The following is a 23608-nucleotide window of genomic DNA, read 5'->3' as shown; positions in this document are numbered from 1 at the left end:
ACTCGATTTCACGCCTCTCAACACGGCAACCTCACTGCATCGAAACAGCGAGGACATCGTGATGAACAAGACGATCTCATTCATCCCGCTCCAGGACGAAGCAAATGGTTCCAAGACCTGGGGCCTGGAGGCAGACTACCGCGCCATCAAAGGTTTGATCGAAAGACAGAGCCTTGCTGACAAGCGGATCGCGACATCGGTTGAGGCCAAAGAGAAGGCTACCGCTGGCCTGAGCGAGTGGCAGCGCAAGAAAATCATTCGCTACGTTGACGGGAACGTCGATTCCAAGCTGCGAGTATCCGATCTCAGCGACCAGGTGCGCCTGAGCGTCAGCAGGTTTTCCAAGGGCTTCAACGTCACTTTCGGGCGCCCGCCCTATGATTACGTTCTATCCAGACGTATCGAGGCCGCGAAGTACCTGATCGCTTCGACGGACGAACCGTTGAGCCAGATCGCGCACGCTTGCGGGCTGAGCGACCAGGCTCACCTCTCCAAGGTGTTCAAACGCCTCGTCGGAACGACACCCCTGAAATGGCGTAAGAGCGCTTCTGTCGCGCAATCGACGCAGTGGGATTACCTGACTGTGGGAACACGCCAAGGAAGTGGCCACCTCGACCAGCCCCTTGCCGCTCTCTGAATGAACGGCAATTAAGGAGCTAGGCGCAGATAAGCGATGCGGTCACCTTTGCCTCCTGTATTGTCCTACCGCGTCCGCCTGGGTTCCCACGCTCCAGTGCGGAATCGTCCAATTTTTCAGAGTCCACCTCCAGTAAGATACCCAATGACGCTGCGAGTGTCCGGCGCACGTGGCACGGTGGTTTTTTCCGCATCCAGCGAATGCACCCGAGCACTCGCGGATCAGATCACGCGCGATCGGGCGGCCGGTTCTGCGTTCGACATCAGGTGACGGAGAAGGGTGAGCCATGAAACAGGTTACAATCAACGGGAATGTCCACGACATCGATGTGCCGGACGATATGCCCCTGCTTTGGGTACTTCGAGATGTGCTCGGCATGACGGGAACCAAATATGGATGTGGGATCGCCCAATGCGGTGCATGTACTGTCCATCTCGACGGCGTGGCGGTGAGGTCCTGTCAGACGACTATGGATTCAGTCTACGGTCAGCCCGTCACCACGATCGAGGGTGTCGGGGACACTCCCGTCGGTGCCAAGGTTCAGGCTGCCTGGCTCGAAAAAGAAGTCGTGCAGTGCGGGTACTGTCAGTCGGGGCAGATCATGTCCGCGGCAGCGCTCCTCAACGAGAACTCAAACCCGACCGATACCGATATCGACGATGCGATGGCAGGCAATATCTGCCGCTGCGGCACGTATGTGCGAATCCGTGAAGCTATCCATTCGATTGCAGTGTGAGGATGCCACAGTGATCGAGAACCTCGTATCCCGTAGAAATTTCCTCAAGGGTACCGCACTTGCGACCGCTGGCCTTGTCTTGGCCGTGCAACTTCCCGACAGCGTCCGCCGCGCAGTGGCCGCTGCGGGAGATCAGCAAAGCTTCGTGCCGAATGCATTCGTCAAGATCGATGGCGACGGCATCACACTGATCATGCCGCACACAGAGGTAGGACAGGGTATCTATACCTCCAGCGCGATGCTCATGGCCGAGGAGCTTGAACTCGACCTTGACCAGGTAAAGGTCGAGGCCGCGCCGCCGGACATCTCCAAATACATGGATCCGATCCTCTATGACCAAGCTACGGGTGGATCTACCTCCACCCGCTCTGACTGGATGCGTTTACGCGAGGCCGGAGCAGCGGCGAGGATCATGCTGGTCGAAGCGGCAGCCGAAGGCTGGGGCGTGCCACCCGGCGAGTGTCGTGTGGCACAAGGGGTCATCTACCATGACACTTCGGGAAAAAAGGCCCCCTACGTCGACATCGCTCCCCGCGCGGCCTCGCGTCAGGTGCCCAAGGAGATCAAGCTCAAGGAGCCATCGCAGTTCCGGCTTATCGGGACAAAGGCCAAACGGATAGACACACCCGCGAAGGTCAACGGCTCGCTGATCTACGGGATTGATACCCGATTTCCGGACATGGGATACGCGACCCTGGTAATGGCACCCGTTAAAGGCGGGCGCATCGCGAGGATGGACGAGGCGGCGGCCAAGGCCGTACGTGGCGTCCGCGACATCGTCCGGACGGATGACGCGGTTGCCGTCATCGGCGACCACATGTGGGCGGCGAAGCAAGGTGTCGATGCTCTTGGCGTTGAGTGGGACCACGGCCCGAACTCCTCGGTCACTAATGCCTCCATCGTCACCGAAATGGACGAAGTGTCGATGAAGCAGGGTGTTGTTGTTCGAGACCAGAACGACGCAAGATCCGTCATCGACAAGGCAGCGACAAAGCTCGATGCCATCTATCATTCGCCGTTTCTTTCCCACTCGCCCCTCGAGCCATTGAACTGCACGCTGCACATCGAGAACGACAAGGCCGAGCTCTGGGTCGGGACGCAGGTTCCCGTCCGGGCGCAAAAGGCAGTCGCCGACGCCACCGGACTCTCCCCCGAAAAGGTCACCGTGAATAACCAGCTGATGGGCGGAGCGTTCGGACGGCGTCTCGACATCGACTCGATCGAGATCGCGGCGCGGCTGCTCAAGGACATCCGTTATCCGGTAAAGGTGGTCTGGACGCGCGAGCAGGACATGACGCACGATTTCTACCGTCCATATTACTATGACCGCGTCGCCGCAGGCCTTGACGACAGCGGTCGCCTCGTTGGCCGGACCCATCGTGTGACAGGGTCTTCGGTCTTTGCGCGCTGGGCCCCGGCGGCCTTCATCAACGGCGTGGACCCGGATGCCGTCGATTGCGCTGCGGAAACGCCCTATGACGAGGATGCCGTCCTCGCAGACTACGTACGTCACGAACCCGCCGGGGTTACGACGAGCTGGTGGCGCGGGGTAGGGGCGACCCACAACCTGTTCGTGGTTGAGAGCTTCGTTGACGAGATGGCACACGCAACGGGCCAAGACCCACTCGAGTTTCGCCGCCGGATGCTGACGAAAAATCCACGTGGCCTCGCGGTGCTCAATCTCGCTGCCGAAAAGGCGGGCTGGGGTGAGAAGCTGCCGCCTGGTCGAGGACGAGGAATAAGCCTGCAGGTCGCTTTCGGTAGCTACCTTGCCCACATCCTCGACATCGAGATCACATCGAGAAAGCAGATCAAACTCGTCCGGTCCATTCTCGCGGTCGATTGCGGTATCGTCATCAATCCGGACACCGTCCGGGCCCAGATGGAAGGCGGAGTGCTTTTCGGACTGGGAACCGCGATGTTCAACGAGGTGACCTTCACGGACGGCAAGGTGGACCAGACCAATTTCGACACCTACCGCATCCTTCGCATTAACGAGGCACCCAAGGTCGAGGTGTATCAGGTCGAGAGCGTCGAGAAGCCGGGCGGCGTAGGTGAGGCAGGAACGGCTGCGGCCGCGGGGGCGTTGGCCAACGCCATTTTCTCCGCGACGGGACGACGGATAAGATCGCTTCCGCTTTCGCAGGGCGCCGTAAAGTGAGCAGAACCTCTCGCCTAGAGGGAGCCTCTTCGAAAGTCTGGGCGATTACGCGCCGGCGGCTTGCAAGCTCCAGTCTGTGAATTGAATTCCGTTACGGGCGGCCGCTGCCGCCCGTTATCGCGAGCATTTCGCTTGCTTCAAAGACCTTGGAGAATCTCGACCGTCCTGTCCAGAAGACCTTCCGTACCGCCGACGCTCGTATGAACCAGGCTGAGAACGCCGCCGAAACTGGCCGCTGCGACGACATTTTGTCCCGGAACGGATCGGAGAACCGGAGCCCATACTCTCTCCACCACGAGGTCACCATAGCTGGTTGGAAGCCGGACAAGGCCGAAATTCGTCATCACGGTATCGTATGGAATCTGGCTGACTATTCTTTCGCGGCTGGCGTCATAACTTGCATCGTCCGCGAAGCGTTTCGCGAGGTCGCCGATTATCCGGCTCGCCATCTCCTTGCTACGAAATTTATCGATCTGTTGTCCGACGCGAAGCGCCTCAGCCCAGAACTCGCGATCGCCCTGTTCGAATGGAGTGATCGCGATCGAGAGAAACAGTCCAACTTGATCGGGGATCGACAAAAATCCCTTGAAGTCTATCGGAGACATCACCCGCAGGGTCTCGCTTTTCCAACGGTCGTCCAGCGACAATTGCGCCCGTCCCACTGCCGCCGTCAGCATCGAATTGACGGTCACGCCTTGGGATTTGGCTAAATGTATGAGCCGTTCGGTGAGATCCTGTTTAAGTTCGATGGCTTTAACCGCGGCTCTCGGCAGGTCTGCCTGCGACGGAGTGGATGAAGCAGCGGAGCGGCTGTCATCGCCGCGAGGCGTGTCTCGTACGAACTGGGGAAGTGGCATTCCCAACCTTTCCTCCAGGAGGTCTGCGGACGGTGGGTCGTTCAAATTGCCACCGCTCAAGGCCACCAGAACCTCGTGCATGACGAAAAGGGCCGCCATGCCATCGGCTACACTATGATGAAACGTAAGGACGATGGTGGTCTCGGAGGCACCAGTTAATGCCACCGCGCGAACCAAGGGACCCGCGTCCGACGAAAAAGGTCGGTTCACTTCGTCTTGAGCCACATGGTGCCATTGCATTTTATGACTGGCAATCATCGTCAGCGGAATAGGATTTTCCGAAACCAGGAACGCGTGAACGCGATCCTCATCCCACCCGACCGATGCTCGGAGGAGCGGTTGCCTCGCTTGCACCGTCGACAGCGCCTTCACGAGAGCAGCTTCCGGCACCACACTTCCCACACGCACGGCGACAGAAAAGGCCATCGCTCCTGCCTCTCCGTAAGCGGCGAAAAGATGCTCGAACGTACCGAGATTCCTGATTTTCTGTAGCGTTTGTAATGTCATATCATGCCTCGCTGCCGAATTTGCCAAATGGCGAAGCAATAGCGACAGCCGACCCATCGATATTGGCGAATCGGGTTGCGCCGTCAGGTCCGCCCGTGTCGGCGTCTGGGGGCATGCTACGGCCCAGCTCCCGCGAAAATCGCCACCTAGATCGTCCCGCAGGGCTGAATCGTCCTATTCCCGACGAGGTGCAATAAATAGCCATTGAGGCATCCCGTACCCAAACGGCCTAGCCCGAAGATTTGGTGCCTAAGATGCCTCAGCCCTATCCCATCCTCATCGAAGCGCTCGCTCAGATTGCCGCTTCAAACGACCGTGATCAGATCTCCGATATCGCACGGAACGCCGTCCGGAGTATTCTCTCTGTCGAGGCCATCGCGATGATCAAAGCTGGAGGCGAGGTCGGATTGCCTGTTTGGTCGACGTTTTCAGAAGGGCTTGCCATAACCGCGCCGGCCGCAGCGATTACGTTCGGCTATGTCCCCGCAGTGGCCGGAACACAGGCAATCGAGGCCGCAACCACGGAAAATTCTGTGAGACGGTGCGCGAAATCCGTGGAGCAGCTTCCAGCGTTATTCAACGTCGTTTCGACCGACTATCGGGACTACTACGACAGTCACAACACAATGGCCGAAATCATCGCCGCACAGACGCTTGTGAGAGCGGCGTCCGCGGCTATTTCCCGGTGCGTAAACCTGGCCGCATTGGCGAGCGCGAGCGCTCGCCTGGAGTTGGAGCGCGACGAGGTGCGTCATCGTCTGAAGAACGTCTACGCTTCAGCGATAGGCCTCGCCAATCTCTCATTGCCGAAAGAGCACTCCAAGGAGTTCGCAGACCGTTTGCGAACCCTTGCAGAGGTTCATCATTTTCTCGACGGCGAAAATGATGGGAAATTTGGGATACCTCTCGGCGAGGTGCTTGCAGCGGTCTTGTCACCCTATCACGACACGACCCAGCCGAGGGTGATGGTCGAGGGCCCCGACATTGAGGTCGGCTCGCACATGGCCGCCGCGCTGGGGCTGCTGGCGAACGAACTTGCGACGAACGCACTCAAACACGGGTCGCTGTCGGTAAATACAGGCCGAATTCTGGTTCAGTGGACAGTGTATGATGGCGAGCTTGGCTTCTCGTGGAGGGAAATCGGTGGCCCCGAGGTCGACTGCGGAGCCGCGCCGAACCAGGGTTCAAAACTCATGCGCATGATCATAGAGGGCCAACTGCGCGGAAAGATGATCCAGCGTATCACGCCAACAGGACTTTTGTTCTCTGCGATACTGCCTATCGCATAGCGCCGCCCTAGCCCCCGTTCTCGAACCGGAAGGTGGGATGTCCGCGCAGACGCACCTCTTGGCGGCACAGGCTTCTGAAACGACGTGGATTCATCCGCCACGCCCGGATTTTCCAAGAACCGCGATGACCGAACAAGCACATTCGGCGCTGACAATTCGACAATCCAATCGAGCGATCACTTGCTGATCTCCGACCCGAACTGGAGCAAAAATGCTGAAGATGGTTTTAGCCGTCGCCATGGTGGGCATCTGTTGTAACGCCAACGCGCAGGACATGCCGGCCTCGACCGTCACCTCCGACGGTGCTGTTGCGGATGCGCCCGGACAGGGCATCATCCCGTCCGTCAGTATGCATACGGCTGCCCTGCCGCAGCTCTACGATCTGGACGCCCAGCCCAAAGAGCAGATTTCTCCATTTGTCCAGCGGCAGTACCTGAGCGGTGTACAATCCACTATCGTCAAGTGGACGGTCAAGAAGGGCGGCGTTTTCCCGCTACACCATCATGCCAATGAACAGATCACCTGGATCACCGAGGGCCGCTGTGAAGTATCATCACAGGGCAAGAGGTTCATTCTGACAGCGGGCACTGTCCTCGTAATCCCGCCGAATGTCCCGCACGAGTTCCATTGCACGGAAGACACGATCGACATCGACTTCTTCGCACCTGCTCGCCAGGACTGGGCGGACGGCGCTCCCTCGATTGCCGCCGGATCGAAGTAGTCTCTTCCTGCAGTTTCATCCTTCAAACTGAGAAATCCGAAATGTCAGAATCAGGTCAATTCCGGGCGAGCCGGCGGTGGTTTCTATCTTCGGTGGCGGCGACAATGCTCGTCGGCACCACGGGCAGCGCGTTCGGGCGCACCTTTTCCGGAGGCCTGCCGTGGAAGGCGGCGTCGGCCGATCCGCCCGTGCCGATTTCCCCGGGGGGCTGGCGGTTCTTCACCGAAGGGGAAGGGCGGCTTGTCAGCGCGATCGTGGATCGGCTTATTCCCGCAGACGATCTGAGCGTTAGCGGGAACGACGCCGGGTGCGCGGTATACATCGACCGACAGCTTGCGGGAGACTACGGCTCGTCGAGCAGACTTTATACGAAAGGGCCGTTCCTCAAGGGCATCCCGCAACAGGGCTACCAAGGGCAACCCAATCCAAGCGAGCTTTATCGCCGCGGTCTGGCGGCGATCACGCGATACGTCGCCGAAAAGTACGACGGAAAGGCTTTCGGCGATCTTTCGCCCGATCAGCAGGACAGTTTCCTCACTGAACTCGAAGCTGACCGCATCGAATTGCCGGACGGCGTGGGCGGAAAGGAGTTTTTCGGCTTCGTCTTGAACAACACCATGGAAGGCTTCTTCGCAGACCCCGTGTACGGCGGCAACAAGGACATGGTTTCCTGGAAGATGCTCGGCTTTCCGGGCGCGCGCTACGACTATCGCGACCACGTCTCCAAACACAACGAACCCTATCCCCATCCCCCGGTATCAATTCTGGGTGCGATGGACTGGGCGTCGAAATAAGAAAGCCAGGCAATGACGAATATTCTTCCCCGAAAAGACGTCGTGATCATAGGCCTCGGATGGACGGGCTCGATTCTGGCGAACGAACTCGCGGACGAGGGGCTCGATGTGCTGGCCATAGAACGTGGCCCGTGGCGAGACACCGGAACCGATTTCAACATCGGCTATGTACAGGACGAGCTGCGTTACGGGATCAGGCGCGACCTCTTCCTTCAGCCTGCCGTCGAGGCCATGACGATGAGGAACAATGTCTCCCAGACGGCATTGCCGATCCGCGACTACGGTTCCTTCCTCCCGGGCAACGGCGTCGGAGGAGCGGGCGTCCACTGGAACGGGCACACCTGGCGTTTCTGGGATTCCGATTTCGAAATCCACTCGAAATTGACCGAACGCTATGGCGCTGCCCGTCTCGAAGGCCTTCAGCTACAGGACTGGGGTATTACGGGCGCGGAGATCGAACCCTACTACGACCGTTTTGAATATCTGGCGGGGATATCCGGCAAGGCCGGAAATATCAACGGCAAGATCCAGAGTGGCGGGAACCCCTTCGAGTCGTCGCGGTCGAGAGACTATCCGCTGCCCCCGATGCAGATGACCTATGCTCCGACGCTGTTCGCCGAAGGGGCGCGGTCTATCGGATGGCATCCGTTCCCGACCCCCTCGGCGAACCTTTCCGAAGCGTATGTGAACCCGCTCGGGGTCGCGATGGGCCAATGCACGTTCTGCGGCTTCTGCGAACGTTTCGGATGCGCCAACTATTCCAAGGCCAGCGCCCAGACGACCATCCTCCCGGTTCTCATGAAGAAGAAAAATTTCCAGCTGCGGACCGACAGCGAAGTCCTGCATATCGACCTCGACAAGTCCGGCAAGATGGCCCGCGGCGTCACCTATGTCGACTCCTCCGGCGTCGAGTTCTACCAGCCCGCAGACATGGTGCTCGTGTGTGCCTTCGGCTTGCACAACACCCGGCTTATGATGCTCTCGGGGATCGGGAAGATCTACGACCCCCAGACCGGGGAAGGCACCATCGGCCGCAACTACGCCTATCAGACCGTCTCGGGTGCCCAGTTCTTCTTCGACGACAAGAACTTCAACCCTTTCATCGCCGCTGGCGCGCTCGGCCAGACGGTAGACGACTTCAATGGCGACGCCTTCGATCACGGTCCGCTCGATTTCGTCGGCGGAGCTGGGATCAACTGTCTTCCGAGCAACGGAAGGCCGATCGCCACGCGACCCGTGCCACCCGGCACCCCTCGATGGGGATCGCAATGGAAGAAAGCGACGGTCAGCGCTTACAAGAGCACTATGAGCCTTTTCTCCCAGGGATCGAGCTACCCGACAAGCTACAACCACCTCGATCTCGATCCGACCTACAAGGATCGCTTCGGCCGCCCCCTCATGCGTATCACGTTCGACTTCCCGGACAACGACCTGCGGATGTCGCACTATGTCTCCGACCGCATGGTCGAACTCGGCAATGCGCTAGGCGGACGCGAAACCGTCGTGCCCAAGCTCAAGAAAGGGTGGGATGCCCTAGCTTACCAGACGACGCACAATACGGGCGGCGTGGTTATGGGCAACGATCCCCGGACGAGCGCCGTAAACCGCTATCTGCAGAGCTGGGACGTGCCTAACGTTTTTGTCGTCGGAGCTTCCGCTTTTGCGCATAACGCCGGAAAAAACCCAACCGGAACCGTCGGCGCGCTGGCCTTCTGGGCCGCGGACGCCATCAGGAACCAGTATTTACGCAACCCCGGAACGGCTTTGGTGAGCGCATGAGACACTCCCTGGCATTACTCGTGACCACAGCCATGTGCGCCGTCCTGTCCCCGTGGTCGGCAAGCGCCGCGGATCAGGCAGACCAGATAAGCCGCGGTCAATATCAAGCCATTCTGGGAGACTGCGCAGCCTGTCATACCAAGCCAGGCGGCCAGCCGCTTGCAGGTGGTGCGCCGCTCGAGACACCTTTCGGCCCGCTCGTGCCGCCCAATATTACGCCGGATCTGGAAACAGGTATCGGCTCATGGACCGCGGAAGAGTTCAAGACGATGATGCGGACGGGCATCGGTCATGGAGGAAAGCGGCTCTACCCGGCGATGCCATATCCCGCGTACACTAAAATGTCCGACCGCGACGTTTCAGATCTGTGGCAGTATCTGACCACCGTGCAACCGGTGAAGAACGAGGTCGAGGCGAACCAGTTGCCGTTCCCGTTCAATATCCGCTTTTCGCTCTTTGGATGGAATCTCCTTAATTTCACCGAAGGTACCTATCAGGCGGACCCGTCCCGGTCCGACGAGTGGAACCGGGGTGCTTATCTCGTGACCGGTGCCGGACATTGCTCCACCTGCCACACGCCCAAGAGCATCATGGGTGCCGATCAGGAAGGTCAATTTCTCAAGGGCAGTTCGCTACAGGGATGGTATGCGCCCGATATCACTGGCGGCAACCATACGGGTATCGGTTCCTGGACAAGCGATGACATCGTGACCTACCTCAAGACAGGCGTAGGTACGAAAACCATCGCGTCCGGCCCGATGGCCGAAGCGATTGAGAACTCGACCTCCAGGATGGAAGACGCGGATCTGGCCGCGATCGCCACTTATCTCAAGTCCTTGCCGGACGACAGCAAGGCAACCAGCACCGCGCTGCCGGCGAATGATCCGCGGATGATTGCGGGTCAGGCGATTTACCGGGACAACTGCTCTGCATGCCATTCGGCCGACGGGAAGGGAGCGATGCCGCTTTTTCCCGCGCTCTCCGGCAACCAGATCGTCCAGCAAGGCAGCCCGGAAACCCCGGCGCATCTGGTCCTGTTCGGAAGCCAGGGGGCGCAGACGGACGCCAGACCGACAAATCCATCCATGCCCTCCCTCGCATGGCGGCTGAGCGACAAGCAGGTCGCGGACGTTCTCACCTACGTCCGAAACAGTTGGGGTAACGCTGCGCCAGCCGTCACCGAAAGCGATATAAAAAAAACGATGGAGAGCCGTTAAGCTCGATTTTACAATCAGATAGTTCCTTCGAATGGTTTTCTCGGAAAGGAGTGAACCCCTCTAGGAGAAACTAAGAATGGCACGAGTAGAATCCTTTGACATCCTCGTTTTCGGCGGCGGCAAAGCTGGCAAGACACTGGCGATGGACCAGGCAAAAGCAGGAAAGCGTGTCGCGGTCGTGGAGGCCGGACTTATCGGCGGTTCCTGTATCAACATCGCCTGCATTCCGAGCAAGACGCTTATCCGCAGCGCAGAGGTTGCCCACGCGACCCGGCGGGCGGCGGAATTCGGCACCCACGCGGACAACGTTCGTACCAGTCTCGACCTCGTCCGCAACCGCACGGCCAGCGTCGTTGCCGAGATGGTCGCGTTCAACCAGTCAGGCTTCGACGCGAGCGGTTTTGAACTCGTCATCGGCTGGGGCCGCTTTGTTTCGCCCAAAACGATCGCCGTCGAGACCGGAAACGGCGTCAGAACGCTGACGGGCGACAAGGTTTACATCAATCTTGGCACCACGGCCGCCGTCCCGGATGTTCCGGGCTTGGCGAACGCCGACCCGATCACCCACGTCGAGGCGCTTCAGCTCGGTGACATGCCGAGGCATCTTCTCGTTCTCGGCGGCGGTTACATCGGCATGGAACTCGGGCAGGCCTTCAGGCGGCTCGGAGCGGATGTCACGATCATCGAAAGCGGCGAGCGCCTCGCCCCCCGGGAAGACGAGGACGTGAGTTCCGCCCTGCTGGACGTGCTGCAGGGCGAGGGCGTCAATATTGCCCTCAACTGCAACGGAACAACTGTCACAGGCAAGTCGGGTCAATCTGTAAGCGTCAAGACAGCGGACGGGCGTCATTTCGAAGGATCGCACCTTCTGGTCGCCGCAGGCCGACGGCCGCGTACGGAAGGCATCGGCCTTGAACTCGCTGGTGTCGAGTTGGACACCAGGGGCTTTATCAAGGTCGATGAACATCTTAGGACGACTGCCCAAGACGTCTGGGCCATGGGCGAAGTCGCTGGAACGCCTATGTTCACCCACGCCTCGCTCGACGACTACCGGATTGTCGCGAGCCAGCTCAAGGGAGGGAGCCGAACGACACAAGGGCGTATCATCCCGTACTGCGTTTTCATCGATCCCGAGTTCGCCCGTGTGGGCCTCAACGAAAGCGAAGCACGCTCTCGGGGCATCGAGTACCGGACGGCAAGGCTGCCAATGGATGTCGTGCCCCGTGCACGAACCCTTTCACAGAGGAAGGGGTTCATGAAAGCGCTGGTCGCAAAGGATAGTGACAAGATCCTCGGCTTCAGCATGCTCGGGGTCAATGCCGGGGAGGTCATGAGCGTCGTGCAGATGACAATGCTCGGTGAACTCCCATTTACCGTACTCCGTGATGGGATTTTTGCCCATCCGACAATTACCGAAGGGCTGAACATGCTCTTCGGCAACGTCAAGTGAAATCACGACTTCCTGGCCGTCGCGAAAGCGGCGGCCTCTAAAGGTATTCGGCCTCCTTCGGAATCTCGAAGAGCCGACGTATGCGGGACGCCAACGTATCGGGATGTGGCCCATGGACGAGGGCGTTCGCATTCGTCAGGTGCTCCTCGTCCTCCATCCTGCGCGAGAGCAACACGCCTAGTTCTTCCGCCAGGGCGGGGCGGTCACGCATGACAGCGGCAAGGTCTTCTTTCGAAATCTCGTAAATCACTACGAAGGTCAGCGCTCTTGTATCTCCGGCTTCAGCGGCATCGACGAGGACACCGCGCTCGCCGAAAAGGTCACCCGGCGACAGGCGGGCCAGTTCGGACCGAGCGCCGTTCTCGGTGTGCTCGACCACTGCGACGCCGGTCCGCATGATCATGAGCGAGGACAGTTTGCTGCCCTGCGAAGCGATCATCGAGTTCTTCTGATATGTCCGCCGGGTCATGGAGGAAGCGAGGGCGTCCTTCTCGTCGTCGGTCAGCGTGGTGAACAGGGAAATCGATTCCAGCAGACGCCAAGGGGTGCCCGGATGCTTCGCCGACAGACCGTCTAGCCCCACCTCCGGATAGGGAATTGCAACATCACGCGGCCCCGCCATTTTGAGCCCCGTCGCCTTGGCGTGGCGGTAGATCAGGTCGAAGATCTCGCTTTTGGCAGCGCCAGCCAAGGAAAAACCGGACACTCTGAAGGACAACTCGATCTCGATGGCTTGGCTGTCGATGCCGACCACGAGCGCGGATGGCGGTGGTGTCTTGACGATCGAAACGCTGCTTAGAAGGACGGTCCGCATCGTCTCCTCGATCGCGGCCGGCGTGCGGGTAGGGAGGAAACGCACCGTTATGGAGACCCCATGGGTTTCATCCGGTCGCGTCAGGTTCACGAGACGCGCCTTGGCCAACGTGCTGTTGGGAAGGACAACGAGATCCTCCGTGCCATTGACGAGGTGTGTGGATCTCCAGTTGGTCTCGACGACCCGTCCTTGAAACCCGCCCTCGAGGACGATCCAATCACCGACCGCGTAGGGGCGTCCGAGGTTGAGAGCAACACCGGAGAACACGTCATTCAGGGTGCTTTGCAACGCCAGGCCGAGCACAATCGCGAAAGCGCCGGAGGTCGCAATCAAGGTGCCAATCGGGAGGCTGAAAACATTGGCTACCAGAGCCAATCCTGCTCCGAGGTATATCACGCCGACCACGAGGTCCTGAGCGAGACGCCCCTCACGCGGCTTGTTCTCGAAGATGAGGAATAGCCGGACCGACGTTACGAGAACCACTGCCCCCCCCCGATCCACCATACTGCCTTGAGCGCTCCGGTCGTGATCCGCCGGGACAGCACATCGTCGCCGATATCGGGAGAATAGGGTGTGATACCGTGAGAAAGAAGCGTGGCGGTCAAAAGGGCGAAGAAGCAGACGCTGACGATGAACCTGATCGTGGGGTTCCGCCCGAGAATGACGCGGACTGCGACCGTCGCTAGCACGAGTATCGAGAATTGGAATAGGGGGTTCCATAGGAGCTGTTGGATCATGCTGTTCTTCATCGGCTGAGTTAACTCGCCAAAGAGGAATGCATGAAAGGAGATGAGGCGGATTGCAATATACCGCCCCGACGGAGCCGGAAAGACGCAGGACCGCGACGTTCCGGCTGCGAAAGCTACTGTGACAGGCTCTACTGATGCGCGATCCACTGTGCCGGCACGAGCCTAAACCCGTTGCCGTCCCTAATCACGTTCGCGACGCCCGGATACTCAATGTGCATCCCCGCGACCGTCAGGCCCTCGTCGGCCGCCCGCCCGAGGATTGCCTTTCTCGTCTCGACGGCCATCGCGCTGTCATAGTCGGTGAGGAAACCTGCTTCGGGACGTTGCGCTTGGATATGCGGAAGTCCGACGACATCCCCCCATATGAGTATTGCTTCTGTGCCGCTGCCGACTCGGTAGCCGACATGGCCGGGGGTATGTCCGGGGAGGGGGATCATCTCGATGTCCGGGGCGACCTCGCCTCCTTCCAGCAAGGTCATCCGATCTCCGTAGTGCAGTAGTGCCCGCCTCGCGCCTTCCGCGCCCTGCCGATCCGCCACGAGATCGATATCCTGCTCAAGCCAATACCGCGCTTCGTCGCGATGAAATACGACCTTGGCATTCTCGAACACCGCGTTGCCGTCGATATCTACCAGCCCACCGACGTGGTCGCCGTGGAGATGGGTAAGCAGCACGATTTCGATGTCCTTGGGTTCCAATCCAACGAGGGATAGCGCCCTAGCCACTTGCCCGGCGGTCGGCATCACACCGGAACCCAGGCCGCAATCTATGAGGATCGGTCCGTGCTTGTCGCTGCGAACAAGATACGTGTTGATCTCGAGCAGGAAGTCGGCGCTACGTAGCGCCTTCCGCTGGATGGCAACGCCGTCTTCCAGGGGAAGATTCTTGAGGAAAGTGCCGAGTTCGAGCTGGACATAACCGTCGGACAGCGTGGTGAGCACCGCTTCGCCAACCTGCCAATTTACCGCGCTCGCCGTGTTTATCTTACTGTTTTTGGGCATTCCATATCTCCTACAATCATCAATTGGCGAACTGGTATCAGAATGATATCTAGTGTAAATTACGCACTATTAGGTGACTAGATTTCGCCGAGGGAACTGATGCCAAACGAGAAGCCGATCTATCCGAACCGGATCCTGCTCGATCAGGTTGCCGACAAGTGGACCATCCTGGTCTTGGGCGCGCTCTGCGCAGGCGGCGGCAAAGCCCGCTTCAACGCCATCCTCCGTGAGGTGGAAGGGATGACCCAGAAGACGCTCACCGTCTGTTTGAGGAAGCTCGAGCGTAACGGCCTCGTCGCTCGAACTATCCTGGATACCGCTCCCATCGGGGTTGAGTATTCGACGACGCCTCTGGGTTACACGCTCAGCAAGCCATTCAAGGCCCTCCACGACTGGGCGGAGGAACACCTCGAAGAGGTGGAGGCTTCCCAGCGGGAGTTCGATGCCAGGGATCCGGCTTTCAAGGAGGCCGCCGACGGCTAGGCTAGGGCCACCCTCAAACCACGCACATCTGGTGTCGACCCCAAATGATTTAATCAGGGCGACGTCAGTGGGCGACGTGTCCGGGCGAAATGGGATCGCTTCCGGGAAACGTCTCCATAAGGGCCTCCACCAGATAGTCGTCCTGTTCATCGTGGGCGTGTTCCGCCGCCTCGACACTTTCGTCCATATACGCTGATGTGAGAAACCGTATGGTCGCCGGAAGTGCTCGGAGAAGGTACTCGGAGCCGTGCGCGCTTCCCTCGATAAGGTCTACGGTGCAAGGCACGTCCGCCTCAACCATCGCCCGCAGCAGCATGCCCGCACCTGTTGCGGGGACCAGCTCGTCCGTCGAGTTGAAAAGTAGCATCGCCCGGCGGACGGACCGACCCTGCACAGAGGGCTCGTCGCCTCGAGGAGACTAAGATTGTTCGCCACAAGCGCCAATATGACACCCCTTAGGAACGGTATCTGCTCGCCCGCTTCCTTGATGGTCTCCCAGTTTACGCCGTAGTAGTCACGCAAGTGATCGCTGTCGCCGAGGGTGGCGGAACTGTCCATAAAGCTTTTGAAATCAATTAACGCAGACCATCCCACGACTGGGACACCCTCTTTCAAACCGACTTCAATCGCGACGGTACCCCCAGTGCCGACGCCCATCACTGCGATGCTATCTGGATCAGGATCGAACTCCGAAGTGCGTATCCAGCCAAGCGCCGCAATGGCGTCGCTCAGTGCGCGACCGCTCGGCCCGCTTCGATCGAGGCCGAAGTTCGCGGAGAAGACCAGGATACCCGATCTGCATAGGCGTTCGGCGAGCAGAGCTTCGTCGCTCTTGTCGCCATCCGGCCATCCCCCGTGTAACAGAAGAACAGCCCCTCGGGGAACGTCCGGGACGTAGACATCCAGCGTCTGGCTATTGCTGTATTCCAGATCCCTGAGAACTCGCATGGCTTCCTACCCTTCGTCTGTGACGCGTTCGGCGAACGCGAGGCCCTTGAAAAGCTTAGGCCGCGGCGGAGACGATCACGGGCACGCTCTTATAGGACGGGGTCCCTGAGAGGCGATCGTAGTGCCCGAGCGTGACGACGACGTTGAGTTCCGGATAATAGCCCGCCACCGATCCCTTAGGGATGTTGTATTCCACCACCGTAAACTTGCTGGCCTTCCGCGGCTCGCTGGAAAGAGTTGCGGTCAGGTCGATAAGGTCGCCGTCACGAAGCCCGCGGTCGGCGAGGTCTGTCTTGTTCATGAAGACGACGTCACGTCGGCCGAACACGCCCCGGTACCGATCATCGAGGCCATAGACGGTCGTGTTGTATTGGTCGTGGCTGCGGATTGTCGTGAGCATCAGGGCCTGCCGATTCCCGACAAGACGATCGCCGTCGAGACTTGGAGAGAGCAGAAAGTTGGCTTTCCCGGACTCTGTTTTCCAGACGCGATACGAAGCTGGAACGTCGAGCCTGAAGCCGCCCTTCACGCGTACACGTCGGTTGAAGTCGTGAAAGTCCGGAAAGACGATTTCGATTTTCTCGCGGATACGATCATAATTGCTGACAAGTACGTCCCAATCGATGCCGTGACGATCGCCGAGTGTCGCTTTGGCGATCCCTGCAATGATAGCTGGCTCCGAACGCAGGAGGGGACCTGGCGGATTGAGAAACCCCCTGGATGCGTGAACCATGGACATTGAGTCCTCGACGGTGACCGACTGGGGACCGGACGCCTGGGTATCGAGATCTGTCCTGCCGAGGCACGGCAGGATAAGCGACGTCTTCGCCACAAGAAGATGCGACCTGTTGAGCTTTGTCGCTATGTGTACGGCAAGATCGAGCTTGCGCATTGCTGCGAATGTCGCGTCCGGGTCGGCCATGGCGACGGCGAGATTTCCACCGAGGCAGACGAGCGCCTTGGAGCGACCGTCGGCAATCGCCTCGATCGTCTCGATGGCATTGTGCCCCTTCTCGCCCGACGGCCGGAAGCCAAATGCCTTTTCCATTCCGTCCAGGAGGGCATCGTTGGGAATTTCCGTGATCCCGACGGTGCGGTCGCCCTGGACGTTCGAGTGTCCGCGAACCGGGCAGATACCTGCCCCCTTACGCCCCAGGTTCCCGCGTAGCATCATGAAATTCGCGAGCTGTTGGACGTTCGCCGTGCCGTTTTCGTGTTGGGTCAGCCCCATTCCGTAGCAGACGATGACACTGTTGGCATGGATATAAACGTCAGCCGCACTCTCGAACGCCTCAATCGAAAGCCCGGAGACATCCACGATGCTGTCCCACGATGTGGCCTCCACCTCTTTCCTGAGTTCTTCGAACCCAACTGTATGCTCGGCGATGAAATCGCGGTCCAGCACGCCCGAACCGCCGCGGCGAAAGTCCTCATCGTCGCGCTCGAACACAGCTTTCATCAGGCCCTTTAGGGCTGCAATGTCACCGCCGACGCGCAACTGGTTGTAGGAAGACGCTATTGGTGTCGACGACAGCGTCAGCATCTCGACAGGGTTCTGAGGTGCGGCAAAACGCTCGAGAGCACGCTCCTTGAGAGGGTTGAATGCGACGATCGGTACGCCTCGGCGCGAAGCCTCATGCAGGGTCGTCATCATTCTCGGATGGTTAGTGCCCGGATTGTGGCCGAAGGAGAAGATCGCGTCGCAGTGATCGAAATCCTCGAGCGTCACCGTCCCCTTGCCGACCCCGATCGACTTGGGCAAGCCGACACTCGTAGCCTCGTGGCACATGTTCGAGCAGTCCGGGAAATTGTTGGTTCCGAAGGCGCGAACGAAGAGTTGATACATGAATGCCGCTTCGTTCGAGGATCGGCCGGAGGTATAGAACTCGGCCATATTCGGATCAGGCAGCTTGTTGAGTTCGGACGCGATGAGGTGGAGCGCGTCTTCCCATTCGATGATCTCGTAGCGGTCGCGGCTTTGGTTGTAGAGGAGCGGCGACGTCAGCCTTCCGGCGTCTTCGAGCTTGTGATCGGTCCAGGTCCAGAGCTCGTCAACGGTGTTGTTTTCAAAGAATTCCGGACCGACACGTCTGGCCGTGGATTCCCAGGTGATAGCCTTTGCACCGTTCTCGCAGAATTCGAATGACGAGGTATGCTTGGGATCCGGCCAAGCGCAGCCGGGGCAATCGAAACCTTCCGGTTGGTTTGCCTTGAGGAGCGTCGCGGTTCCCTGAGCGACGACCTGCTGATGGGCCAGTGTCTTGGCGACCGCCTTGAGCGCACCCCAACCGCCTGCCGGGTCATCGTAGCGCTCAATTCCTTCGGGACGCTCATCCTGCATATTCGATCTCCGCTATCCAATACATTCAATCTGTTCCCGCTTGCTCCAGTCGGGCCGCCTTTGTCCGCGCCACATCCCTCAACGGCCGCCAGAGCGTGGCGATTGAAGGGGCGTCGCCGTGAAGTGCCGCGTACCGCGCGGGGGTCTGTGGCTTGATGAAAAGAGCGACGATCTGCGGATAGGTCTTGTACAAATCCTCCTCGATGCCTTCGATCTCGACTTCGACACCCTTCTTCGACAGGCTGTCGTCGAACCAGATACTCAGGGAGACAAGCAATTGGTCTGGAGCTAGGTGAACACTGACCATGCCATTTATCGTCGTGACGGAGGCCCGGGCACGCACGTCTGAAAGGATCGCCGTGACGACGCTTTCGTCGGCCGGAACACCGATCAACAACGACTTGCTTTCGGCCGCCAGTTTGAACGCGGTCAACGAAAGGATGAGGGCAATGGCGACGGATGTAGCACCGTCGTAACGGGGGTCCCCGGACGCGACGGACAGAGACAGGCCTACGGCTGTCGCGATGAGACCAAGAACGGCGGCGGCACCTCCGAACAAAATGGTCAAGGCGGTCGGATCACGCCGTCGTCTAAGCGATCGGAAAAGGCTTTGCGTGCCCTTTTTCGCGTTGGCACCGCCGAGGGCGAGCCAGAGTGCAACAAGCTCCGCCACACCCGAGAGGGAAAGGACGATGTAGTTAAGCTCCACGTTCTCGATTGGTCGCGGAGACATCATCTGTTGGATGCCGTCAAGTAGGGCGATTCCAGAGCCCAGTGCGAAGATCAACACCGCGACGACAAAGTTCCAGAAAAAGACTTCGCGCCCAAAGCCAAGCTGATGTTCCGGCGTAGCCCTTTTTGCGGAGACGAGTAGACCGTAGAGAAGGATGATCTCGGTACTGGCGTCGATCAAAGAATGGACGCCCTCACTGGACATGGAAGCGCTGCCGGATTCCCTCGCTGCGAGGAACTTGAGGGCAGCCACCACAAGATCGGCAGCGAGTGCGATGAAGACGATCCGAAGTTCGGATCGAAGTTTGCCTGGAAGGCTGAAGCGATGCGTTCTGTTCACTGTCGCGGCTCCGGGAAAGCTGACTTCTGATAAAATGCAAAAGACCGCCCCGGATGTCGCGGGGCGGTCTATGGCGAGCCACGGAGGGGCTCACGGCTTCGGAGGAGAGTCCGAAGGCTACCGTGAAACGGAGGCGTCCGTTCGAGACGCTGAACCTGCCAATGAGCTAAGTCGGGCAGCTGAGGTTTACGAGTCATACAAAGGTGTGGGTACCCGGAGGCGCGATTGTCCAAGAACGCGTCGCCAGTCGGGTGCAATCTCGCCAAAGCATAGGGCGAAATCCATCACGGCATTTCCCGTCCGCACCTATCCGATGGAGCATATCATGGACCAAGTTCCCGCCACGAGCATTCGCAAGGCACCTCTCACCACCCCTACCGATCTGGGAGGAAACGCCCGCACTGACATCGCCGCCTCGCTCACCGCCATGCTGGCTGATGTCTTCACCTTGTATCTCAAGACAAAGAACTTCCATTGGCATCTCTCCGGGCAGCACTTTCGAGACTTTCATCACATGCTCGATGATCAAGGTGGCCAACTGATCGCGATGACCGACGCCATTGCTGAGCGTGCGCGCAAAGTCGGCGGTACTTCACTGCGCTCGGTCGGCCATGTCGCCCGTCTTCAGCGTCTTACGGACAACGACGCCGACTTTGTCACCCCTGAGGATATGCTTGCCGAACTCAAGAGCGACAACCAGCAGTTGATCCGTATCATGCGCGAGGTGCACGAGTTGACCGCCGAACACCGGGATTTTGCATCCACGAGCCTTATCGAAGGATGGATCGATGAAGCCGAGGGCCGCGTGTGGTTCCTTTTCGAGTCCGGCCGCCGAAACTGAACCGCAGCAGGTGCGCACTCTTCAGAGCAAGGCTTTGGCGGACGTGACGTCTTCGACCCGTTCGTCGTATTCTACGGAATCCATGACCTTGAGAAGCCTGCTTCTAGCACTCTCCAGCCGATCGGGAGGAGAGTGTCTGAGAATGCTGGTCGCGCATCGCAGCTCGAATGTCGTTCCCGCTTGGCTCACCGCAAGGTCGTAGGCTGCCACGAGTAAGGCACGGCCTTGGGTGGGTGAGTGCTGCATCGCCAACTCGCCCCTAAGGCGCAATGCTTCCGAGCCGCACCAGGTTCCCACCGGATCAATCCTTTGCAAGGTGGTGTCGTCGGCAAGCCGCCCGGCCATCACGATGGAATTCTCGAAGGGCGCTCCCTTTATGCCGTTCATGGAACGCTGGAATGAACCCCGGTCTTGGGTGTGTAGCGCCGCCAGAACGCTTTCATAACCGCTCGCCCAATCGCGCCATCTCAAAAGCGAGTTTTTTGCCGAAACCTCCCGGAGGATACCCAGCAGCTCGGCTGCAAGTGCAGTGTCGCTAAGGCCAAACGCCGTCGGGCAAGCCGAAGCCGCGAGAAAAAGACAGGTCGATATGGCGTGATCGCGGGCTACAGTCTCTTCCAAGGTATCTTTAAGCGCGGCCCTTGCCGCGGAGTAACGTCCTTGGATCCAATGCGTCTTCACCACTGTGCATAGTGTGCTGATACGTGGATCGAAGCTACTACCGCTATTCGGCTGAGAGCCAATGCTCTTGCATTGCGTGCTGAGAGCAATCCATGCGTGCTCCATGGCTTTGTTGAAATCACCGACATAGTGGTAGTTGTGGTTGAGCAGGCGGCTTCGAGCCTGCGGGGCGATGGTATCTAGCTCGCCATCGAACCTGTTTACGAGGTCGATGGCCCCTTGATAGTCGCCGTTTGACGTTTGAATAGCTGCGATCCCAACAATTGCCCTCATAAGCTTTACGGTATTCTTTTCGGCGACGGCCAGGTCGAGGACCCTATGGTACTCGGCGATGACGTCCGCGTTCCTTTCTATGGACTTCGTGTGATACAGCGCGCTTCCGTAGGACATCCTGAGTCTCATTTCGAGGGCTGTATCAACTAAGCCCCGTTCTACGAACAATCTCAAAGCCCTCTCGGCGACCGCTAGTTGTTCGGCGATCAGACCGAACTGCACCCAGATGGTATCGGAGGCCGCGGTGAGCTGTATTCCCAAGTCTTCGTCGCCGCCGTCGCTAAACGCCCAGAGCAGTGCCGCGCGTAGATCGTGAACCAGATCGGTATTCAGCGATCGCCATTTCGCCGGATCAGCCGTCGACCAATCGCGTTCAGCAACACGGGTCCGATCAAGGCAGTACACCGCGTGAGAATGGCGGCATGATGTTGCGAATTCAGCCTGCGCGAGCTTCTCACGGGCGTAATCTCTTGTCGCTCCGAGCAGTCTGAACTTGCCGCCATGTTGTGTCACGACCAGGAGAGACTTGAGAAACAGCCCATCGAACGCTTCGTGGAACTCCTCAGCATATCCCTCGCTCCCTGCGACGGCCATTGCGGCTTCCGGTGAAAATGTCCCCGCAAAGACGGAAAGGCGCTGGAGAAGTTCCCGTTCGTTGCCGGAGAGTGTCGAATAGCTCCAGTCGATTGTCGCGCGAAGTGTATGCTGTCGTGGTGGTGCGGTCCTGCGTCCGCGTCTCAGCACCGCTATCGGATCAGCGACCGAGCGGTGAAGTGTCGCGAGATCCATGTCAAACGAGCGCGCCGCCGCAAGCTCGATGGCAAGTGGTATTCCATCGAGCCTGCGGACAATATCTGCGGCGAGTTGGATACTGTCTGGCTCCGTCAGGTCGATGTTGTCGCCGGCGAGGGCGGCTAGCGAGATGAACAGTTCGACGCCTGGGTATTCCCCCGGATCTGGAGCGGCTCGCCCGTCCATTGGATATTCCAATGGTGAAAGCTGCCGCACCCTTTCCATGGATGCTCTTAACGCCTCGCGACTGGTGGCCAGCACTTGGGTAGTGGGAGAACTGCGCAGCAGCGCCTCCGCGACATTTGCGGCAGCATCCACGATGCGCTCGCAGTTGTCGAACAGCAGCAGCGTCTGTGTCTTCGACAGTTCTGTCAGAATGCCGGGCAGGATGTCTTCGCCGAATGTATTAAGACCGAGCTGGCTGGCAATGGATGGAAGGAGCTTTTCTCCGTCTGCCACCACTGCGAGGTCCACAAACACGATCCGTCTGCTTGCGGAGAGGGCGTGCGCGCAAACCACTGCTACTGAAGTTTTTCCGATGCCCCCCGGTCCTGCAATGGTCAAAAGGCGGGCCGTCTTGAGTAGCTCCAGGGTTGAAGCGATAAATTCGTCTCTCCCGACCAGCTTTCTTGGGATGCGGGGGAGGGCGCTCATCAAGTCGGTCACGACGGCGGTGTCCGGTTCCTGCCCCCCCTCATTACGTGCCAAAGATTGCACGTTCCCGGCGAACACGTATCCACGGCCGGGGATGGTCTCGATGTAGTGCTTTGCCCCGTCGCCCAACGTCTTCCGGAGAGACACAAGATGAACCCTTAGCGACCCCTCGTCGACCGTGGTCGTCGGCCAGACGAGATTGATCAACTCCTCCTTGGAAATGACTTCCCCGGCGCGGGAGACAAGTGTGGAGAGAATATCGAAGGCCCGACCGCCTAGTCTGAGCGGCTGTCCGCGTTCGGTCAGCCGCCTTTGCTCTATATCTATCTCGTAATCGTCGAACTGCAGGAGAGACATCGGCAGGGTCTCTCCAGTCAATTCAAGTGGGCGACCGGAGACGGTCGCAGGAGGTGTGCTCTGACCGCACCGAAGATCTCGGGGCCGCTCGCCGTGCGATATCCGTTTTCAGCGGATATCCAGCGGAACACGCCGCGACCGTCAATTAGGAAGGTCACTGTGATAGCGGGGACGGCCCTCTCGCGATTGAAGCCGTAAAGCCTGGAGACCAGTGTGAGCATACTATTCATCTGAGGTCACCTCGTCGAGCGGCGAGCGGTGTCGAGGCGCAAGCCGTTTGGTACGGTGTCCGTCAAATGCCGGGACGAACTTTGAGCAGTGCGTTTCATCTGACTTCGCGATCTTCCAAATAAGGCACCGAATTGTCCAGCCTGTGAGATTTCGGTCTTATGAGTCTGCTGGCAGCTTCACTGAAAACATGAGTTAACGCTTGTGAAATGTTGTTAAATCCAAG

At 59.1% G+C, this 23608-nt stretch carries 19 protein-coding genes; 11 read left to right on the top strand and 8 right to left on the bottom strand.

Translation table 11 applies throughout. From position 1 onward, the window contains the following. The first annotated feature begins 61 nt into the window (after positions 1-61). The 3 genes from HNQ72_RS17125 (at position 62) to HNQ72_RS17115 (ending at position 3534) form a co-directional block, all read left to right on the top strand. Entirely contained in the window at positions 62-637 is a 576-nt protein-coding gene (locus HNQ72_RS17125; RefSeq protein WP_183993523.1) for a helix-turn-helix domain-containing protein, read from the top strand. A gap of 286 nt (positions 638-923) precedes the next feature. After that, positions 924-1373 carry a (2Fe-2S)-binding protein gene (locus HNQ72_RS17120; protein ID WP_183993521.1) on the top strand — a complete coding sequence of 150 codons (450 nt, stop codon included), beginning with the start codon at positions 924-926 and terminating at the stop codon, positions 1371-1373. 10 nt (positions 1374-1383) lie between these two features. Continuing rightward, complete coding sequence (locus HNQ72_RS17115; protein WP_183993519.1) at positions 1384-3534, top strand: molybdopterin cofactor-binding domain-containing protein; 2151 nt, start codon at positions 1384-1386, stop codon at positions 3532-3534. Positions 3535-3671: 137 nt separating this feature from the next. Here the strand turns inward: HNQ72_RS17115 and HNQ72_RS17110 are convergent, their stop codons facing one another. Next, positions 3672-4898 carry a phthiocerol/phthiodiolone dimycocerosyl transferase family protein gene (locus tag HNQ72_RS17110; protein ID WP_183993517.1) on the bottom strand — a complete coding sequence of 409 codons (1227 nt, stop codon included), beginning with the start codon at positions 4896-4898 and terminating at the stop codon, positions 3672-3674. A gap of 254 nt (positions 4899-5152) precedes the next feature. Here HNQ72_RS17110 and HNQ72_RS17105 point away from each other — a divergent pair, with 254 nt between their 5' ends. From HNQ72_RS17105 to HNQ72_RS17080, 6 genes are all read left to right on the top strand, one after another. Continuing rightward, the gene (locus HNQ72_RS17105; RefSeq protein ID WP_183993515.1) at positions 5153-6187 is read left to right on the top strand and encodes a sensor histidine kinase; all 1035 of its coding nucleotides are present in this window, start codon (positions 5153-5155) and stop codon (positions 6185-6187) included. A gap of 211 nt (positions 6188-6398) precedes the next feature. After that, positions 6399-6908, top strand: a complete 510-nt coding sequence (locus tag HNQ72_RS17100; RefSeq protein WP_210319629.1) for a cupin domain-containing protein — start codon at positions 6399-6401, stop codon at positions 6906-6908. A 104-nt stretch (positions 6909-7012) separates the two neighbouring features. Further along, positions 7013-7702, top strand: coding sequence for a gluconate 2-dehydrogenase subunit 3 family protein (locus HNQ72_RS17095; protein ID WP_244654519.1), 690 nt, complete (start codon positions 7013-7015; stop codon positions 7700-7702). A 12-nt stretch (positions 7703-7714) separates the two neighbouring features. Next, positions 7715-9481 (top strand): GMC family oxidoreductase, encoded by a 1767-nt coding sequence (locus HNQ72_RS17090; RefSeq protein ID WP_183993512.1) that lies wholly within the window; start codon positions 7715-7717, stop codon positions 9479-9481. Then, a complete protein-coding gene (locus HNQ72_RS17085; protein WP_183993510.1) occupies positions 9478-10698 on the top strand; it encodes a c-type cytochrome in 1221 nt (406 codons plus the stop codon). Before HNQ72_RS17090 ends, HNQ72_RS17085 begins: the two co-directional genes overlap by 4 nt. A gap of 76 nt (positions 10699-10774) precedes the next feature. Continuing rightward, positions 10775-12148 carry a dihydrolipoyl dehydrogenase family protein gene (locus HNQ72_RS17080; RefSeq protein WP_183993508.1) on the top strand — a complete coding sequence of 458 codons (1374 nt, stop codon included), beginning with the start codon at positions 10775-10777 and terminating at the stop codon, positions 12146-12148. A gap of 37 nt (positions 12149-12185) precedes the next feature. On the opposite strand, the gene HNQ72_RS17075 is transcribed toward HNQ72_RS17080, so the two are convergent. The 3 genes from HNQ72_RS17075 to HNQ72_RS17070 all read right to left on the bottom strand — a co-directional run bounded on the left by HNQ72_RS17075 (position 12186) and on the right by HNQ72_RS17070 (position 14712). After that, positions 12186-13445, bottom strand: coding sequence for a cyclic nucleotide-binding domain-containing protein (locus HNQ72_RS17075; RefSeq protein WP_308422362.1), 1260 nt, complete (start codon positions 13443-13445; stop codon positions 12186-12188). After that, positions 13433-13699, bottom strand: a complete 267-nt coding sequence (locus HNQ72_RS31095; protein ID WP_308422361.1) for a hypothetical protein — start codon at positions 13697-13699, stop codon at positions 13433-13435. The genes HNQ72_RS17075 and HNQ72_RS31095 overlap by 13 nt, the downstream gene beginning before the upstream one ends. A 140-nt stretch (positions 13700-13839) precedes the next feature. Next, positions 13840-14712 carry an MBL fold metallo-hydrolase gene (locus HNQ72_RS17070; RefSeq protein WP_183993506.1) on the bottom strand — a complete coding sequence of 291 codons (873 nt, stop codon included), beginning with the start codon at positions 14710-14712 and terminating at the stop codon, positions 13840-13842. 99 nt (positions 14713-14811) lie between these two features. Between HNQ72_RS17070 and HNQ72_RS17065 the strand changes: the two genes are divergently transcribed. Next, positions 14812-15195: a winged helix-turn-helix transcriptional regulator gene (locus tag HNQ72_RS17065; RefSeq protein ID WP_183993504.1), complete on the top strand. Its 384-nt coding sequence runs from the start codon at positions 14812-14814 to the stop codon at positions 15193-15195. A 270-nt stretch (positions 15196-15465) separates the two neighbouring features. Here the strand turns inward: HNQ72_RS17065 and HNQ72_RS17060 are convergent, their stop codons facing one another. The 3 genes from HNQ72_RS17060 to HNQ72_RS17050 are packed head-to-tail and all read right to left on the bottom strand — an operon-like array spanning position 15466 to position 19556. Beyond that, positions 15466-16143: an alpha/beta hydrolase gene (locus HNQ72_RS17060; protein ID WP_183993502.1), complete on the bottom strand. Its 678-nt coding sequence runs from the start codon at positions 16141-16143 to the stop codon at positions 15466-15468. 55 nt (positions 16144-16198) lie between these two features. Further along, positions 16199-18484, bottom strand: a complete 2286-nt coding sequence (locus HNQ72_RS17055; protein ID WP_183993500.1) for an FdhF/YdeP family oxidoreductase — start codon at positions 18482-18484, stop codon at positions 16199-16201. A 25-nt stretch (positions 18485-18509) separates the two neighbouring features. Further along, positions 18510-19556 (bottom strand): cation diffusion facilitator family transporter, encoded by a 1047-nt coding sequence (locus HNQ72_RS17050; RefSeq protein WP_210319628.1) that lies wholly within the window; start codon positions 19554-19556, stop codon positions 18510-18512. Between the two features lie 325 nt (positions 19557-19881). Between HNQ72_RS17050 and HNQ72_RS17045 the strand changes: the two genes are divergently transcribed. Beyond that, positions 19882-20397, top strand: coding sequence for a Dps family protein (locus HNQ72_RS17045; RefSeq protein ID WP_183993496.1), 516 nt, complete (start codon positions 19882-19884; stop codon positions 20395-20397). A gap of 21 nt (positions 20398-20418) precedes the next feature. On the opposite strand, the gene HNQ72_RS17040 is transcribed toward HNQ72_RS17045, so the two are convergent. Further along, positions 20419-23154 (bottom strand): ATP-binding protein, encoded by a 2736-nt coding sequence (locus tag HNQ72_RS17040; protein WP_183993494.1) that lies wholly within the window; start codon positions 23152-23154, stop codon positions 20419-20421. Between the last annotated feature and the right edge of the window lie 454 nt (positions 23155-23608).

The organism is Aliirhizobium wenxiniae (assembly GCF_014201355.1).
GTDB classification, from domain to species: domain Bacteria; phylum Pseudomonadota; class Alphaproteobacteria; order Rhizobiales; family Rhizobiaceae; genus Neorhizobium; species Neorhizobium wenxiniae.
The sequence above is the reverse complement of the archived record's forward strand: the minus strand, read 5'-3'. Positions and strand labels throughout refer to the sequence as shown.

Excerpts from the sequence above, each read along its gene's own strand:
- HNQ72_RS17125 (WP_183993523.1), top strand. The coding sequence starts at position 62 with ATGAACAAGACGATCTCATTCATCCCGCTCCAGGACGAAGCAAATGGT.
- HNQ72_RS17120 (WP_183993521.1), top strand. The coding sequence starts at position 924 with ATGAAACAGGTTACAATCAACGGGAATGTCCACGACATCGATGTGCCG.
- HNQ72_RS17110 (WP_183993517.1), bottom strand. The coding sequence starts at position 4,898 with ATGACATTACAAACGCTACAGAAAATCAGGAATCTCGGTACGTTCGAG.
- HNQ72_RS17105 (WP_183993515.1), top strand. The coding sequence starts at position 5,153 with ATGCCTCAGCCCTATCCCATCCTCATCGAAGCGCTCGCTCAGATTGCC.
- HNQ72_RS17100 (WP_210319629.1), top strand. The coding sequence starts at position 6,399 with ATGCTGAAGATGGTTTTAGCCGTCGCCATGGTGGGCATCTGTTGTAAC.
- HNQ72_RS17095 (WP_244654519.1), top strand. The coding sequence starts at position 7,013 with ATGCTCGTCGGCACCACGGGCAGCGCGTTCGGGCGCACCTTTTCCGGA.
- HNQ72_RS17090 (WP_183993512.1), top strand. The coding sequence starts at position 7,715 with ATGACGAATATTCTTCCCCGAAAAGACGTCGTGATCATAGGCCTCGGA.
- HNQ72_RS17085 (WP_183993510.1), top strand. The coding sequence starts at position 9,478 with ATGAGACACTCCCTGGCATTACTCGTGACCACAGCCATGTGCGCCGTC.
- HNQ72_RS17080 (WP_183993508.1), top strand. The coding sequence starts at position 10,775 with ATGGCACGAGTAGAATCCTTTGACATCCTCGTTTTCGGCGGCGGCAAA.
- HNQ72_RS31095 (WP_308422361.1), bottom strand. The coding sequence starts at position 13,699 with ATGATCCAACAGCTCCTATGGAACCCCCTATTCCAATTCTCGATACTC.
- HNQ72_RS17070 (WP_183993506.1), bottom strand. The coding sequence starts at position 14,712 with ATGCCCAAAAACAGTAAGATAAACACGGCGAGCGCGGTAAATTGGCAG.
- HNQ72_RS17065 (WP_183993504.1), top strand. The coding sequence starts at position 14,812 with ATGCCAAACGAGAAGCCGATCTATCCGAACCGGATCCTGCTCGATCAG.
- HNQ72_RS17060 (WP_183993502.1), bottom strand. The coding sequence starts at position 16,143 with ATGCGAGTTCTCAGGGATCTGGAATACAGCAATAGCCAGACGCTGGAT.
- HNQ72_RS17055 (WP_183993500.1), bottom strand. The coding sequence starts at position 18,484 with ATGCAGGATGAGCGTCCCGAAGGAATTGAGCGCTACGATGACCCGGCA.
- HNQ72_RS17045 (WP_183993496.1), top strand. The coding sequence starts at position 19,882 with ATGGACCAAGTTCCCGCCACGAGCATTCGCAAGGCACCTCTCACCACC.
- HNQ72_RS17040 (WP_183993494.1), bottom strand. The coding sequence starts at position 23,154 with ATGTCTCTCCTGCAGTTCGACGATTACGAGATAGATATAGAGCAAAGG.